Raw genomic sequence first — 14,960 nt, forward strand, 5'->3', positions numbered from 1 at the left:
TGTTTTTTTAGTATATTTATTATTTATCACTTTAAAATGAAACAATTAATCCGGGAATACACCCTAAGAATTGTGGCGCCTAGTCCTATTTATGAACATGTGTTGGGGTTGAAGGGCAAGTTTAGGGAGGTTTATGGAAAATATCAATATTCTTTCTAAACCACATATTACCATGGCGCTTTTTAGAGTGGAAACAAAATATGAAGATAGGTTGGTCAATATTGTTGCTAAACTCTCTAAAGGAAAATATTTTATTGTTGATATTTTAGGGATTAATGCCTTTTTTAATTCACATGTGCTTCTTTTGGAGATTGATAACAGTAAGGCCTTAGGTAAGCTTTTTTATAAAATCGGTGTGATGTTTAACGAAGAACTCAATGATGTGGTTCCAAAAATATTTATTTCAAAAGCGCCGCACATGACAATTTCAAAAGTAAAAAATAAAGCTATGTTGGATGACTGAATTGAGTTATTTAAAAAAGAGCCTTACAGTAATAGTTTTATCCTTAAAGAATTAATACTTACTTCTAGATTACTAAATCAAACTTGGGATTGGGAACTTTCTATTCCTTTATCTGAGTAGTGCTAAATGTTGTTGGCTATTAGCTGAGCATATCAAGTTTGGCAACAATTCTAAATCCAAAATGTTGTCTGAGTTTGAATCAAAGCTTGTTCCCATTTTGGCAGATATCCTAAAACTGGCGCAATACAAAAACATTGTACATAAATGAGCCGTCTTTTATCACATATTCTTGTTGATGGTACCTAGAATATGTCTCTTGGAGCAGCTATTTCATTGTTTTCTTAATTGCTCTGTTATTGGGCTATTTGGTGTTCTTTTTGCAGCCAAAAATCAACACAACTGAAAAGTGGAAAATACGGATATGGGAGATGGTTTTCATTATTTTAAATTTTATTGAAAGCACTAAATAAAAGTTAATAGCTGAGTTTTATTGTCGTCTCAGCTATTAAACATTCCAAACAAACTAAACTACTTAATCAGAACTTAACGAGTTTAATAACCTTTTGTTCTGTTAAGTTTGCCCATAATATTGTAGGCTTCAATAATGTACTTGCTCAAATTGTTAATTTTTCATCAATCAAAACCCTATTTATTTCACCTTGAACTGAAAAATTTCAGATTCAGAACTGTTCCCTTGGCTATCATTTGAAATAACGCGCCAATAATAGGTTGTTCCTGAAGTAACATTTGCCGAAAAGTTAACTTGACTGGTGGATCCTAGATTATTAATTGGTGTGTTTTCCGTGCCAAAAATAACATCATAACTTTCAATATCATTGTCTATGTCACTACCAGCCCATTGTAACAACACATCAGTTAAAGAGGCTTCCAATGAAGTTCCCATTTCGGGGCTTACTAATTCTGCTGGAAACGGTGCATAAGATGATACTGCTTCACCGGCATTATAAAACTTCCAAGTAGCACTTTGTGTTGTCTGTGTTCCAGAATTTTTGGAAACCACATACCAAGAATATGGTGTGCTCCTTAAAAGGGTAAGTGTAAATTGAGAATTCACGCTGCTATAATTACTGGTTTCTTGAGTGTCTAAATTTTTTAAATACAATTGATATGAATCTGCATTGAGCGCATCGTTCCAATCAAAAGTGACATCACTTTCTGTACTTGTTACATTTGTGCCTTCCGTGCATTCAGAATTTTCATTGGGAAAAATTAAAGTGGCTTCCCCTGGGGGGGTAATAACTACTGGATCTGGATCTGAGTCACTACCACTGCAGTTAAAAACAACAGGAAAACTGAAGAAGCCGATAACGAAATATATAACTGATTTTTTCATTAGTTCTTTATAATTTTAAAACTTTTAGTATCTTTTTTTGAATTTACATGTAGTATATAAATACCTTTTGAAAAACTAGAGGCGTCAATTTTTAAATTATTTTGATTAGTTTTTGTCGTATAAATTTGCTTGCCTACCATGGAGTAAATGTTTATCGTAGTCGCTTCAGAATTACCCTCGTTTAAGTAGACGTGTAGAACATTATTCTTAATAGGGTTTGTAACTGCAATTGAATCATTATTATAGAATATAGTTTCTTCATACGTCCCTTGGCAGATTTTTTCTCCTTGAACGCTAATGGTATTTATTCCACTACTCAATTCTAAATCAATACTAGAACTAGAAGTTTCGGTTGTCACTCCGTTTAATGTTATCTTGTAAAGGGAACTTCCAGTCATTTGAAGTGAAACTGAATTTTTGGTCTTACCGGCTTTTGAAAGAACGGATATGTTTTCAGGTTCTGTAATCGTAACATTAAAGCACTGTTCATAATCTGTTTGCCCGTCAACTGTAATACATACCTCATAATCACCAGCTTCTAAATTTTCGAATGTGTAATTTGTAGTAAAAGGTTGAGTAAGGTTTACTCCATTACCCGAAGCGCTAGCTGTATAGCTTAAATTTTGGGTGGCCAAAATACTAATACTTCCGTTATTGCTATTTCTACATGTTTCACTCGTGATTTGCAAAGCAAAATTATTCACAGGTAAGGTAAATATTTCGCAACCGTTCACACCAACAACGGTTCCTAGTGGTGTGTCTGTACAATTATCTTCTGTATTTATAACACCATCACTATCTAAATCATTTGGGTCTACAAATGGTTTGTCACCATACACTCTAAATTCACCTGGTGCCAATGAAATGACTGAAGTTGCACTGGTAACATCAATTGGGTTATTTCTATGGGTTAAATTGTACCATGTGCCAATTTGTTGAAATTCTGGATTTATTTCTTGAGGAACCAATCCAAAGTTGCCTATAATTGTTACATATTGTATTTCATTGCCAGTAGCACTTGAATATGTTAGGTGTATGGACTTTAATCCGGTTGTACTGTTTGCGTTAATAGTGAAATTGGATGTTTTAAAAATAGGTTCATTTAACTTTAGATCAATTAATTTAGACCATGTATTATAGATTGATTTCCTATTAGGATTATCAACGTAATCCCATCTTATTGGTTTCTCTCCAGTTCTACCATTAAAATCGATGTCAACTTCATAGCCTAACTCACCAAATTGCCATATCATTTTTGGTCCAGGAATGGTAAAAAAGAAAGCTCCTGCTGTTTCCATCCTTTCTAAAGCGGTGTTTAAATCTTTTACAGAATAATCACCTTCACTTTTGCCATATTGCAAATTTCTATACATAATACGTTGCTCGTCATGGCTTTCCATATAAGAAACAGCGGATGGACCATCAAATCCTTTAACGGCATATGATACATCTGAAAAATCAGACGCTCCACCTGAATGGTTCCCAATGGTTGCTTCACCATAAGGCGGATCTAATCTATTCCAAAGCATAATACCTTTTCCTTCATCGGCACGGTAATCGGCCCATTGTTTTTCTTCATCGATGCCACCTAGATGCTCAAAAATGATATAGAAATTAGGGTCAGCTTCCCACTGATAATCAGCATATTCTTTTAAAACAGCTATTCTGTCCTCTTGCTTACTATTTGTACAGCTTTCATTTCCTGTACAGTTTTGGGTAAACCCTTTGGTTAAATCCCATCTAAAACCATCAATTTTAAATTCGTTTATCCAATACTTTGCAATTCTTTCGATGTATTTTTTTGTGGCGTTGGATTGATGATTAAAATCGTTAAAAAAGGCATAGGCATGCGTGGTAACTGGGTTAAAAAATGGATTGTCTACAGAGGCTTGCCCATTATAGTTTCCATTATCTGTGTTCCAAAGTCTGTAAAATGGATTTTGACCGTTTGCATGGTTATATACCACATCTAGAATTATGGCAATGCCACGCTTATGGCATTCGTCTATTAACCGTTTAAATGATTCTGCAGTGCCATAATATTTATCTAAGGCCATGTGGAATGATGGATCATAACCCCAATTTAAATTTCCGCCAAATTCGTTTACCGGCATTAATTCTATGGCATTTACACCTAAAGATTCTAAATAATCCAAGCGTGCTTTAACGGCATCAAAACTATGTAGCGCATCAAAATCGCGAATTAAAAGTTCGTAGATAACTAAATCGGTTTTTTCAGGTCTTTGAAAATTTGTGACTTGCCAATTGTAATCTGCATCTCCGGTTCTTAATAATGTTACTGCATGATTGGTTAATCCAGTTGGGTAAGTGGGTAAATTAGGGTAGGTAACAGAATCTATATATTGATCGTTAAATTCGTCTAGAATAACAGTGGAATAAGGGTCGGCAATTCTAATATCTGAATCTACCAAGTATTGAAACATATGATTGAATTGGGGCGTTAGACCATTCAACTCAATCCAGAATTTATCCCGAGCCGTGTCAAAATTCATGACATAATTACTATCCTTCTGCCAATTATTAAAATCACCAATAACATGCGCAGAGGTTTTGCCGGGCGCAAATAAAACAAGTGTTACTTTTGTGTTATCATTTGGGTCTAAATTGATGCCATCAAGCATTCCATCTGGTACGGGGAATTGAGGTGTTAATCGGGCTCGAAAGGATTTGCTTATTGTTTGAATACCATCATTGGCTTCAAGAACAAAATCGGTGTCTGCATTAACTGTAAAGTCAAAACCGTAATTTACAGATTCATTAGCGGTGTCTACTTCAATACCATTGGCTTTTAGTGAAAAATCTGAAGTAAAAGTTGTGCTAGCTGTAATATTGATTAATGTTCCAGCATCAACAATAATTGGGTCTTCGGTGGGGGAATTTAAAGTTAATTCATTGAACTCAAGGTCTTGTAAAATATCTTGCGATTTTTTATCCCCAGTACCATCTTTAGCCTTAAATAGAAATCCAATTCTACCTATTCCGGTTCTTGCATAAAAGGTATTTGGTGTAAATGTGATATTATATACATCCTTGTTGCTGTCATAGCTTAATTTATTGGCTTCATCAGAATTTGACCAACTCCCATTTGTTGGGCAATCTTGACTGTTGGCAAAATTCAGGTCATAAGACCATGACCATAAATAAATGGCATTATCGCTAATTCCCCATGAGGATTCATCTATAGAACTGCCATCAAGTGATATTGTTACAGGATCGTTTTCCGTGCCGTAAGTAATCTCCCAAATTACAGTTTGTTGTTGGGAATAAATAACAGAAACGGTTAAACATAAAAATAAACTAAGAATAATTCTTTTCATTTGAGTATTTTTTTAGAAAGAAAAATGTTAATTGCCGTCAAGTATCCCGATTGTAAATCAAGAGTTACTTTGGGTTAATTTTCATAGAAATTTTAACAAAAGAGGTTGTATTTTTTAGTAATACAACCTCTTTATTAATTTATATCACTACAAGTATCAAGCTTGTATTTTAGCAGATAAACTATCTTTTGCCTAGGTAATATACAGGTCCAGAAGGGTCGTTAAAATCGATGCTTATTACATAGTTTCCTGCAGTAACGGCAATGTTATTATCTGCATCTTGATCTAGGATACCGTCCTCGTTTGCATCACCATAATCGCCATTCCATGTATTGTTTGGTCTAAATTTAAGCTCGCCATCAACCAAAGTGATGTTTTCTGCGAACCAAACGCCTGGTTGGATCTCTGTAAGAGCTGCATCAGAAACTGGTACGTCAGGTGTTCCTGCATCTCCGTCATGGTCCCAACTATCATTACCCCAATTATTAAATCCTGATCCTACAGCTCCCCATACAGTGGCTTCTTCAATAGTATAGCTATTATCTTTGAAATCGACTGTAACTAAGTAATGTCCTTCAGTTACAGGAATATTGTTGTCGGAATCGGTGTCCAAAATACCATCAAGATTAGCATCACCCATATCTCCTGACCATGTGTTTAATGGTCTGAATTTTATGAATCCATTAAAAAGTTTAACGCTGGCTTTGAAAGTATCGGTGGTATGGTCGTAATATAGTTTTGCATCAATACCAGCTCCACCCCAATTATTATAACCATTTCCAACAATACCCCAAGAGAAAGGTTCTATTGTATAAGAATTGTCGTTGGTGTTTATCGTGATTTTATAATCTCCAGCAGTAACAGCAATGTTGTTGTCTGGATCAGCATCTAATACACCATCATCATTAGCATCACCTAAATCACCACCCCATGCATTGTTTTCTCTAAATTTAATTTCGCCATCAACTAAATTTACATATGAAACAATTACGCCAGGCGTTCCTGTTGTATAAAATTTACCATCAGCAAAACCTCCCCAATTGTTGTAACCAGACCCAACAACACCCCAAGAGGCAACTTCAAAAGCACCACCGCCTACAACTACTTCAGGCAGCACTACGTTCAATGTTTGAATATCGGAAAAGGTTTCTAATCCATCGGTTCCTACAAATGCTTTAATTCTAAAATAGAGTTCACCCGTATTTGGGTTGTCCGTATTTGGGTCGTTATCTAAGCCAGCTGCTTCAGCAAAACCTAACATTTGCCCAATAGTAACTGCCAATTCATTTCCGCTTGTAGTTCCTAAAGAAGTGGCATCGGTAAAGTCTCCTAAAACAGAATTCTGCAACTCATAGCTTACATTTGTAGGAACATCAAAATAGGCGTCTTCCCATGTAAAGCGCTCACCTATATTTTTGGCAGCGGCTGCAGTTAAAGTATATTCAGCTAAAAATGTATTAGAAAAGCTGATGCCCTCAGCAGGTTCTTGAGCCGTAAATACCAATTCGTCATCTTGCTCGCAAGATACAAGGCCGATTACGGCAATTAATAGTAGCGATAAAATTTTTATATTTTTCATAATAGTGATAATTAGTTTTTTAATAACCTGGGTTTTGTGTTAAGTTGGGGTTTGCCTGTAAGGCCGATGATGGAATAGGGTAAACATTATAGGAAGCAGGAATTGACGCTCCATTTTGTACGCCACCTTTCCAAGGCCATAAATAGGAGCCTCCGGTGAACCTGCCAAAACGTATTAAGTCTGTGCGTCTATGACCTTCAAGGTTTAATTCTCTTCCACGTTCATCGATTATGAAGTCAAGGGTTAAATCACCTTGTGAAACAGCGCTAGCATTAGATCGTGTTCTAACTGCATTGACATATTGCGTCGCAGTTCCCTTATCTGTTCCAGCTGCATTCCTAATGGCACATTCGGCATACATTAAATAGGCATCAGCCAATCTAAATAAAGGAAAATCAGTTGGAGAGAAACTTGAAGGCACCGTTGAACCAGAAAAACTGGTGTTTCTAAATTTAACCGATGGGTAGCCATCTATCCAAGTTTTATAATCCGTCATTTCATAGTTATGTCCTTCAGTCCAAAACAACTTTGCTCTATCATCTGTTGAAGTGGCTAAGTCTCCAAATAAACCATACCAAGCTTTGGTTGCTCTGTGTCCTCCCCAGCCTTCAGTTGCACCAAATTGTGCCAAAGGTGTTGTGTCTGAGTTTAAATTACCATTTACTATGTAAGTCGTGTTACCGTAACTCTGGCTTACTTGCGCGTCAGCAATTAAAGGGAAAATAATTTCAGTTGATGTGTCATTGTCTGCAGAAAATATGCTTACAAAATCGTTTGCCAAACGATAAGGCCCTTCATTGATTACTTTATTGGCATAAACGGCAGCATCTGCATATCTGGCAGTTCCAGTATAAACTTCTGCATTTAAATAAAGTTTAGCCAATAGCATTTGCGCGGCACCTTTGGTGGCTCTTCCGTAGGTGTTTGTTTCCAGTAAAAGAGGCTCTATTGCCAATAGTTCAAATTCCACAAAGTCAAAAAGCTGTTGTCTTGAAGCTTCAGGAAGTGACTCAGTTTGGCCGAAATTTTCTTCATTAGCCAAAACACCTTTGCCAAATACATCAATCAAATAGAAATTTGCCAATGCCCTAATGAATCGTACTTCGGAAGTAATAGCTTCTTTGTTTTCAACATCTACGTTTGGTAGAATTGATAGCAAGTTGTTACATTGCGGAATTGTAAAGAATATTCGATTATATAAATATCTGAAGAATTTATTTTCGGCAGTCCAATCACTTGTTGTGGTTAATTGGTCCAAACCGTTATCACCCCATCTGTTTTTCATGCCGTCTGCAGCAAAATCCTGTAAGTTTATAATTCCTCTTAAGAAAGGAGATTCTCCAGCATCATCACTAATGTCAGAACTTCCAGCCCCATCTGCTCCAGATAAGGCAAAAGATCCATAAAGACGTGATAGAATACCTTCTATCGCTTTTGGGTCTTGGGATAAAAGTTCATCCAAAGACAGTTCAATTAGGGGTTCGGTATCTAAATCGCTGGTGCATCCAATGTTTAGGGTGCCTACAACCACCAAACCAAATAGAAATTTTAAAATATTATTTTTCATCATTTTCATAGTTTAAAAGTCAATATTTACACCTAAGTTATAAACGGTTGCTCTTGGATAAAAGTTTTTATCAATACCCCAAAAGTTTTCCGGGTCTTGTCCTGAGTATTTGGTTATAACAAAAGGATTATTAACAGCGCCATAAATTTTCAACGTTGCGTTTTTAATAACATTGGACAGTGTATGGCCCAATACTATGTTCTCGCATCTTAAAAATGATGCGCCTTCCAAGAAATAATCGGAATATTGAACAGGGTCTAAAATACTGGTGAATACAGGATCGGCAGCTCCCGTAAAGAAGTTTAACGTATTGTTAAAGAATGTACCGTCTAAGGATTTTGCATTTTGTATTCTACCATGTGTTAATTTTCTTGAGTTATAGATATATCCATCTAATTGACCTCTAAAACTAGCCGATAAATTCCAGTTTTTGTAGTCCATATTGAAGCCAAATCCAAAAGTCCAGTTAGGTTGAATAGGCTTGTAGTATCTATCATCTTCAGTAATTCTTCCATCACCATTTAAATCAACAAAAGAACCTAAAATTGGTGTTCCATCAGTATCGTAAACTTGTTTTAATACGTATGCAGAACTCGCTTGTTTACCAATGGCATGTCTTAAAAGGAAGTTTCCTGTTCCAATATCTAATCTGGCTTCATCTTTATTAACGGTAATTTGCTCTACACCACTAAGATCTGTAACTTCGGTATAGTTGTATGATAGGTTTCCGTTTAATGATAAATTGAAATTTTCGTTTTGTACTGGATTTAAGTTTAAGTTCAATTCAAAACCTTTGCTTTTAGTTGCACCTACATTTTGTATCACTTGATCACTTAGCGCTTGACCAGGTGGTACATTGGTTAGTACTAACAAGTCTGTAGTCTTCCTTTTGAAAATATCAAACGAACCAGAAAAAACACTGTTTGCAAAAAAGTCAAAATCAACACCAGCATTATATGTGGTTGTTTTTTCCCATGTTAAATCCGGGTTGAACTCCTTAGCATTGTATAGATTTACCCCTGAGATGTATTGACTTTCTGGGGAACCAATTTCAAAAAGTGGAATTGATGGATAAAAACCTACTTGCCCAGATATGTCTTGTTGACCGGTTTCTCCCCAGCCAAGTCTGATTTTAAAATCATTAACAAAATCTACGGCTTGAAGAAAGCTTTCTTCTTTAACTTTCCAAGCTACAGCAGCCGATGGGAAATATCCCCAGCGGTTTTCTTCTGTAAAGAATGAGGAACCATCAGCTCTAAAGGAAGCGGTTAACAAATATTTGTTACCTAAGTTTATATTCGCCCTTCCAAAAAACGATTGAAGATTGAGCGAGTTAAAATATCTATTATTCTCATTTAGAGGGTCAATATTCGGGATCCTAACTCCTGTTACAGGGTCGTTTTCATATTCATCTTTATTACCATCATTTTTAAAGTTTTGATATGAATAACCCGCTTGTATATCAAAGTTATTCAGAAAAGACCCATCAAATTCTTTTCTATAAGCCAGATATGACTCCATAGTGGTATTGGTAATATGTTGTCTTTCACCAAAACTTTTTCCTGGATTGAAAATGTAAGTTCCTTTTGGTTGATTTGTATCTGGAACCAAAGTATAGGAGTTCACGGAGTTATCAGTAAATCGTTCTTCTATTTCAGCTCTAGATGCCTCAAGGCCCAAGTTGACTACTGCTCTTAACTCTGGTAAAAAGTGAAATTTGTAATCAAGTTCCAAGTTACCAAGCAGTCGTTTAACTTTTTCTGGTCTTGCTCGCTGTAAAAGAACAGCCAATGGATTACTTGAACCTGCTTTTGCATTTGGATTGTTAGCGTCGGTGGAAGGACGTAATTGTTGATAGAAACCATCAAAAATTGAATTTCCGTCGTAAATAGGCTTTGTTGGATCCATTGAAACCGCTCCACCTATAGCTGCGCCATCATCTACTGCATTTTTGTCTACAGAAGTAGCTTTAGCATTTAAATCGACTTTTAAATGCTCATCAAAAAGCTTGGGAGATAACCTTAAGGAAGCTGTTATTCTTTCGTAGTCATTTGTTTTTACTACACCTTCGGTATTGTTGTATCCTACGGAAGCTCTAAAAGGTATTTTCTCGAATAAATTAGCTCTTACCCCAAAATTGTAATCTTTGGTAATGGCGGTTCTGTAAATGGCATCTTGCCAATCTGAATTGTAAATGGCTCTGTCACCATTTGGTGTGCTTAAAATTTGAGAAACAGGCTGATTAGTGTCTACTGATCCAACAGGAACACCCAATGCGCCTATGTCATCTGGGAAATACATTTGGGCAAATTTCACAAAAGTATCCCCATCCATAATTTCAATTTGATTTCTGGAACTGATGTTGCTTAGAGAGGTTCTGGCCGAAAAATTAAATTTAGCTTCACCAGAAGTTCCTTTTTTGGTGGTAATAATAAGTACACCGTTTGACGCCCTTGAACCATAAATAGCTGTTGCGGAAGCATCCTTAAGCACACTAAAGCTTTCAATATCATTTGGGTTTATCAAGCTTAATGGGTTACCAACACCAGCAACACCACCATTATCTAATGGTACGCCGTCTATTACGATTAAAGGAGAGTTGTTTCCAGATAATGAAGAACCACCTCTAATTCTAATGTTTGGAGCAGCATCTGGCTGTCCACCAGCACTTGTTATCCTGACACCCGCAGCTTTACCTTGAAGTAATTGGTCTGGAGATACAACAGCACCTTGGTTAAAATCTTCAGAAGATATGACATCAACCGAGCCGGTTAAGTCTTCCTTTTTAACGCTACCGTATCCAATAATAACGATTTCTTCAAGTTGCGCTGCGTCCTCACTTAATTGAACGTCTAGCGTAGCTTGTCCGGTGTACGTTATTTCTTGTGCTTGGTAACCTACATAGGTGAATACAAGAACATCACCATTGTTAACTTCAATTACATACTGGCCGTCAAAATCTGTAGCTGTACCTGTTGAGGTACCTTTAATAACTACATTTACTCCCGGAAGCGGTATAGAAGTTGATTGTTCTGTTACTGTTCCTTTTAAACTGTTTTGCCCAAATGCTAGAACGGGCAAAATCAGCAGGAAAAACAGCAAACTTTTAGTAGTTGTTTTCATATAATTTTGTTGAATAATGAATTAAATTGTTTAGTTATATTTTCACTTCTCGCATCAAACCTATGTAAAGAAAATGTTAAGAAATAATTTTAGATTACGAAATATTTAACGAAAACGTTTTCGTGTTGATAAATTTTTAGTATTTAAGTCCAAAATTGACAATAACTCATGAATTGGCCTACGGAAAAATATTTTACCATCGCTTTAAAAGCATGCAAATAATTGTTACTTTACAGTCAGTTTTTAGCCATGAAAAAGAAGATAACATTAAAGCAAATTGCTAGAGAATTGGATGTCTCGGTTTCAACAGTGTCAAAAGCGTTGAGCGGCAGCAAAGAAATTAGCGAAGACACAACCCAAAAAATACAGGCCTTTGCTAAGCTTTACAACTACAAGCCCAACAATATTGCGCTTAGCTTAAAAAACCGAAAAACAAAAACCATCGGTATTCTCATTCCTGAAATTGTACATCATTTTTTTTCAACCGTAATTCGTGGTATTGAGAGGGTAGCCAACAGGCGTGGATACAATGTTATTGTTGGGTTGTCCAATGAATCCTTTGCCAAAGAAATAATCAATATGGAAATGCTTGCCAATGGAAGTATTGACGGTTTTATTCTTTCCATTTCCAAAGAAACCCTGCTAAAGCAAGATTACCACCATTTTCATGCCACTATAAACCAAGGTATGCCAATTGTGATGTTCGATAGGGTTGTAAGTGAAGTGGAGTGTGATAAAGTAATAGTTGATGACTTTAATGGTGCTGTTAAAGCCGTAAAAAAGCTTATTGAAAATAATTGCAAAAACATAGCACTCATTACCACTATGGATTATGTTAGTGTTGGAAAATTGAGGACACAAGGCTATCTTGAAGCCCTTGAAACCAATGGTTTTGTGCCAGATTCCAATTTAATTTTAAAAATTGACGACAGTTTAAATGTTGAAAATCATCTGGAGATTCTTGAAACCGAAATCGCTCAGTTCTTTCAAACTAATCCTCAAATAGATGGTGTGTTTGCGGTTAATGAATTGTATGCCGTAACCGCAATGAAGGTGGCAAAGAAATTGGGCGTACATGTTCCTGATGACATTCAGGTTATTGGTTTTACAGATGGAGTATTGTCAAAACACGCTACCCCTAGTTTGACTACGGTAAGTCAGCATGGTCAAAAAATGGGTGAACAAGCTGCAAATTTACTCATTGACCGATTGGATGCTGAAGATGCTGAAGGCGAGCAATACTTTACGAATAAGGACAAGAAAAGTGACTTTATAACGGTAGTTATCGAAACCGAAATTATTGAGAGAGAATCAACTAAATAGTTTCGTTTGAAAAAAATTATTAGGAAAACAAAAATTCTTTTATATCTTTGATGCGAAATCAAAACTTATATTTTCACTTCTCACATAAGTTTTGATAAGTATTTACCGCTTATCAAATAGTATTAACTAAACGTACTATTTCATGGAAAAGCGTAGATTAAGTTTCTGGCAAATCTGGAATATGAGTTTTGGATTTCTAGGAATCCAAATGGGGTTCGCCCTTCAAAATGCCAACGCAAGTAGAATACTTCAAATTTTCGGAGCAGACGTTCACGAACTGTCCTGGTTTTGGATTATTGCCCCATTAATGGGGTTGATCGTTCAACCTATTATTGGACATTACAGTGATAATACCTGGGGGCGCTTCGGGAGAAGAAAACCTTATTTTTTGGTGGGTGCCATACTAGCCTCTGTTGGTCTGGTTTTAATGCCCCAAGCCGATATTTTCACGGTATTTTTACCGCCTCTATGGGTGGGTGCAGGAATGCTCATGATTATGGATGCGTCATTTAATGTGGCGATGGAGCCATTTAGGGCGTTGGTTGGTGACAATCTGAGAACTGACCAAAGAACCTTAGGGTTCAGCGTTCAAACAGCACTCATTGGTTTTGGAGCCGTAATCGGATCATGGTTGCCATATGCCTTAACCAATTGGTTCGGCGTTTCAAATCAAACTTCAGATGGGGCAATTCCATTTAATTTAATTCTATCGTTTATAATTGGAGCAGCTGTCTTAATTGTTTCAATTTTAATAACGGTATTAACGACCAAAGAATATTCACCAGAGGAATTGGCCCTAATTGAAAAAGAAAAGGCCAAATCTGTTGATATAGATGTGGTTGTTGAAAACAAAGAATCTAGCTTGTTGGACGTTTTTGAGGACTTTAAAAAAATGCCAACAACCATGCGGCAGTTAGCATGGGTGCAATTCTTCTCATGGTTTGGTTTGTTTGGTATGTGGGTGTTTGCTACTCCTGCCATTGCGCAACATATTTATGGGCTATCCCATGCAGATAGCACTAGCACTATGTATCAAGATGCAGGTGATTGGATAGGTATTCTCTTTGGGGTTTACAATTTGGTGTCGGCCATCTACGCATTCGCTTTACCTTATATAGCTCAGAGAATAGGAAGAAAGAAAACACATTCCATATCCCTTATCATTGGAGGTTTAGGCCTCTTATCTATTTACATCATGCCCGATAAGAATTGGCTCATCGTTTCAATGATTGGTGTGGGCATTGCATGGGCAAGTATTTTGGCTATGCCGTATGCTATTTTAGCAGGGTCTATCTCGCCAAAAAAGATGGGGGTTTATATGGGTATTTTCAATTTCTTCATTGTAATACCTCAAATAATCAATGCATTAATTGGTGGTCCACTGGTAAAATATGCTTATAGCAATCAAGCCATATTTGCATTGGTATTGAGTGGTGTGAGTTTTCTTGTCGCAGCAGCTTTAGTTAATAAAGTAAAAGATGTTGATGACATCATTCAATCTTAAAACAATGCAGAAAACAGGAGTTATATTCGATTTAGATGGTGTTATTGTTGATACCGCAAAATACCATTATTTGGCTTGGAAAAATCTTGCCAATAAATTAGGTTTTGAATTTACCGAAAAACACAATGAGTTGCTTAAAGGAGTGAGTCGCGTAAGGTCCCTAGAGATTTTATTGGGAATAGGAAACATAAAACTTTCCGAAGAAAAAAAACAAGAATATCTCGTAACCAAAAACGAAGAATATTTGGGATTTATTACAAAAATGAAATCCGATGAAATCTTGCCTGGTGCACTAGAACTACTCGATACCTTAGATAGTTTAGGAATAAAATACGTGCTAGGTTCTGCCAGTAAAAATGCACCACTTATACTAAAGCAAGTCGGGATTTTTGAACGCTTTACTGGAATAGTAGATGGCAACAGTGTTTCAAAAGCGAAACCAGATCCTGAAGTGTTTTTAATCGGCGCTAAAAAGTTAAATCTTCCGCCAGAACATTGTGTCGTTTTTGAAGATGCCATTGCAGGCATTGAAGCCGCCAATAGAGCTGATATGGTTTCAATAGGAATTGGTAATGAGGAAACACTTCATGAGGCAGATTACAATTTTGAAAATTTAACGGAAGTGACTTCCGATTTCATTAAAAAATTAATTTCAGTAAAAAACAAAAAGAAACATAGGGCTTAGATAAATAGTACGCTTATAGAGCTA

At 36.3% G+C, this 14,960-nt stretch carries 10 protein-coding genes; 5 read left to right on the forward strand and 5 right to left on the reverse strand.

Annotation, left to right across the window (positions count from 1 at the left end; all coding sequences use genetic code 11):
• Positions 1 to 36 precede the first annotated feature (36 nt).
• Both ACB104_RS14760 and ACB104_RS14765 read left to right on the forward strand, forming a co-directional pair.
• Positions 37 to 159, forward strand: coding sequence for a hypothetical protein (locus ACB104_RS14760; RefSeq protein WP_370479949.1), 123 nt, complete (start codon positions 37 to 39; stop codon positions 157 to 159).
• Positions 134 to 463 carry a 2'-5' RNA ligase family protein gene (locus ACB104_RS14765; protein WP_370479950.1) on the forward strand — a complete coding sequence of 110 codons (330 nt, stop codon included), beginning with the start codon at positions 134 to 136 and terminating at the stop codon, positions 461 to 463. Before ACB104_RS14760 ends, ACB104_RS14765 begins: the two co-directional genes overlap by 26 nt.
• Positions 464 to 1,112: 649 nt before the next feature.
• On the opposite strand, the gene ACB104_RS14770 is transcribed toward ACB104_RS14765, so the two are convergent.
• From ACB104_RS14770 to ACB104_RS14790, 5 genes are all read right to left on the reverse strand, one after another.
• A complete protein-coding gene (locus ACB104_RS14770; RefSeq protein WP_370479952.1) occupies positions 1,113 to 1,817 on the reverse strand; it encodes a hypothetical protein in 705 nt (234 codons plus the stop codon).
• The gene (locus ACB104_RS14775; protein WP_370479954.1) at positions 1,817 to 5,155 is read right to left on the reverse strand and encodes an alpha-amylase family glycosyl hydrolase; all 3,339 of its coding nucleotides are present in this window, start codon (positions 5,153 to 5,155) and stop codon (positions 1,817 to 1,819) included. Before ACB104_RS14775 ends, ACB104_RS14770 begins: the two co-directional genes overlap by 1 nt.
• A gap of 181 nt (positions 5,156 to 5,336) precedes the next feature.
• On the reverse strand, positions 5,337 to 6,734 hold the full coding sequence (locus tag ACB104_RS14780; protein ID WP_370479956.1) for a SusF/SusE family carbohydrate-binding protein: 1,398 nt from the start codon (positions 6,732 to 6,734) through the stop codon (positions 5,337 to 5,339).
• A gap of 19 nt (positions 6,735 to 6,753) precedes the next feature.
• Complete coding sequence (locus ACB104_RS14785; RefSeq protein ID WP_370479957.1) at positions 6,754 to 8,301, reverse strand: RagB/SusD family nutrient uptake outer membrane protein; 1,548 nt, start codon at positions 8,299 to 8,301, stop codon at positions 6,754 to 6,756.
• 12 nt (positions 8,302 to 8,313) lie between these two features.
• On the reverse strand, positions 8,314 to 11,424 hold the full coding sequence (locus ACB104_RS14790; RefSeq protein WP_370479958.1) for a SusC/RagA family TonB-linked outer membrane protein: 3,111 nt from the start codon (positions 11,422 to 11,424) through the stop codon (positions 8,314 to 8,316).
• A 249-nt stretch (positions 11,425 to 11,673) separates the two neighbouring features.
• Between ACB104_RS14790 and ACB104_RS14795 the strand changes: the two genes are divergently transcribed.
• The 3 genes from ACB104_RS14795 (at position 11,674) to pgmB (ending at position 14,936) form a co-directional block, all read left to right on the forward strand.
• Complete coding sequence (locus ACB104_RS14795) at positions 11,674 to 12,747, forward strand: LacI family DNA-binding transcriptional regulator (RefSeq protein ID WP_370479959.1); 1,074 nt, start codon at positions 11,674 to 11,676, stop codon at positions 12,745 to 12,747.
• 142 nt (positions 12,748 to 12,889) lie between these two features.
• A complete protein-coding gene (locus ACB104_RS14800) occupies positions 12,890 to 14,251 on the forward strand; it encodes an MFS transporter (RefSeq protein WP_370479961.1) in 1,362 nt (453 codons plus the stop codon).
• 4 nt (positions 14,252 to 14,255) lie between these two features.
• A complete protein-coding gene (pgmB, locus tag ACB104_RS14805) occupies positions 14,256 to 14,936 on the forward strand; it encodes a beta-phosphoglucomutase (protein ID WP_370479963.1) in 681 nt (226 codons plus the stop codon).
• The last annotated feature ends 24 nt before the right edge of the window (positions 14,937 to 14,960 follow it).

It is taken from the genome of Tamlana flava (assembly GCF_041287255.1).
GTDB lineage: Bacteria > Bacteroidota > Bacteroidia > Flavobacteriales > Flavobacteriaceae > Tamlana > Tamlana flava.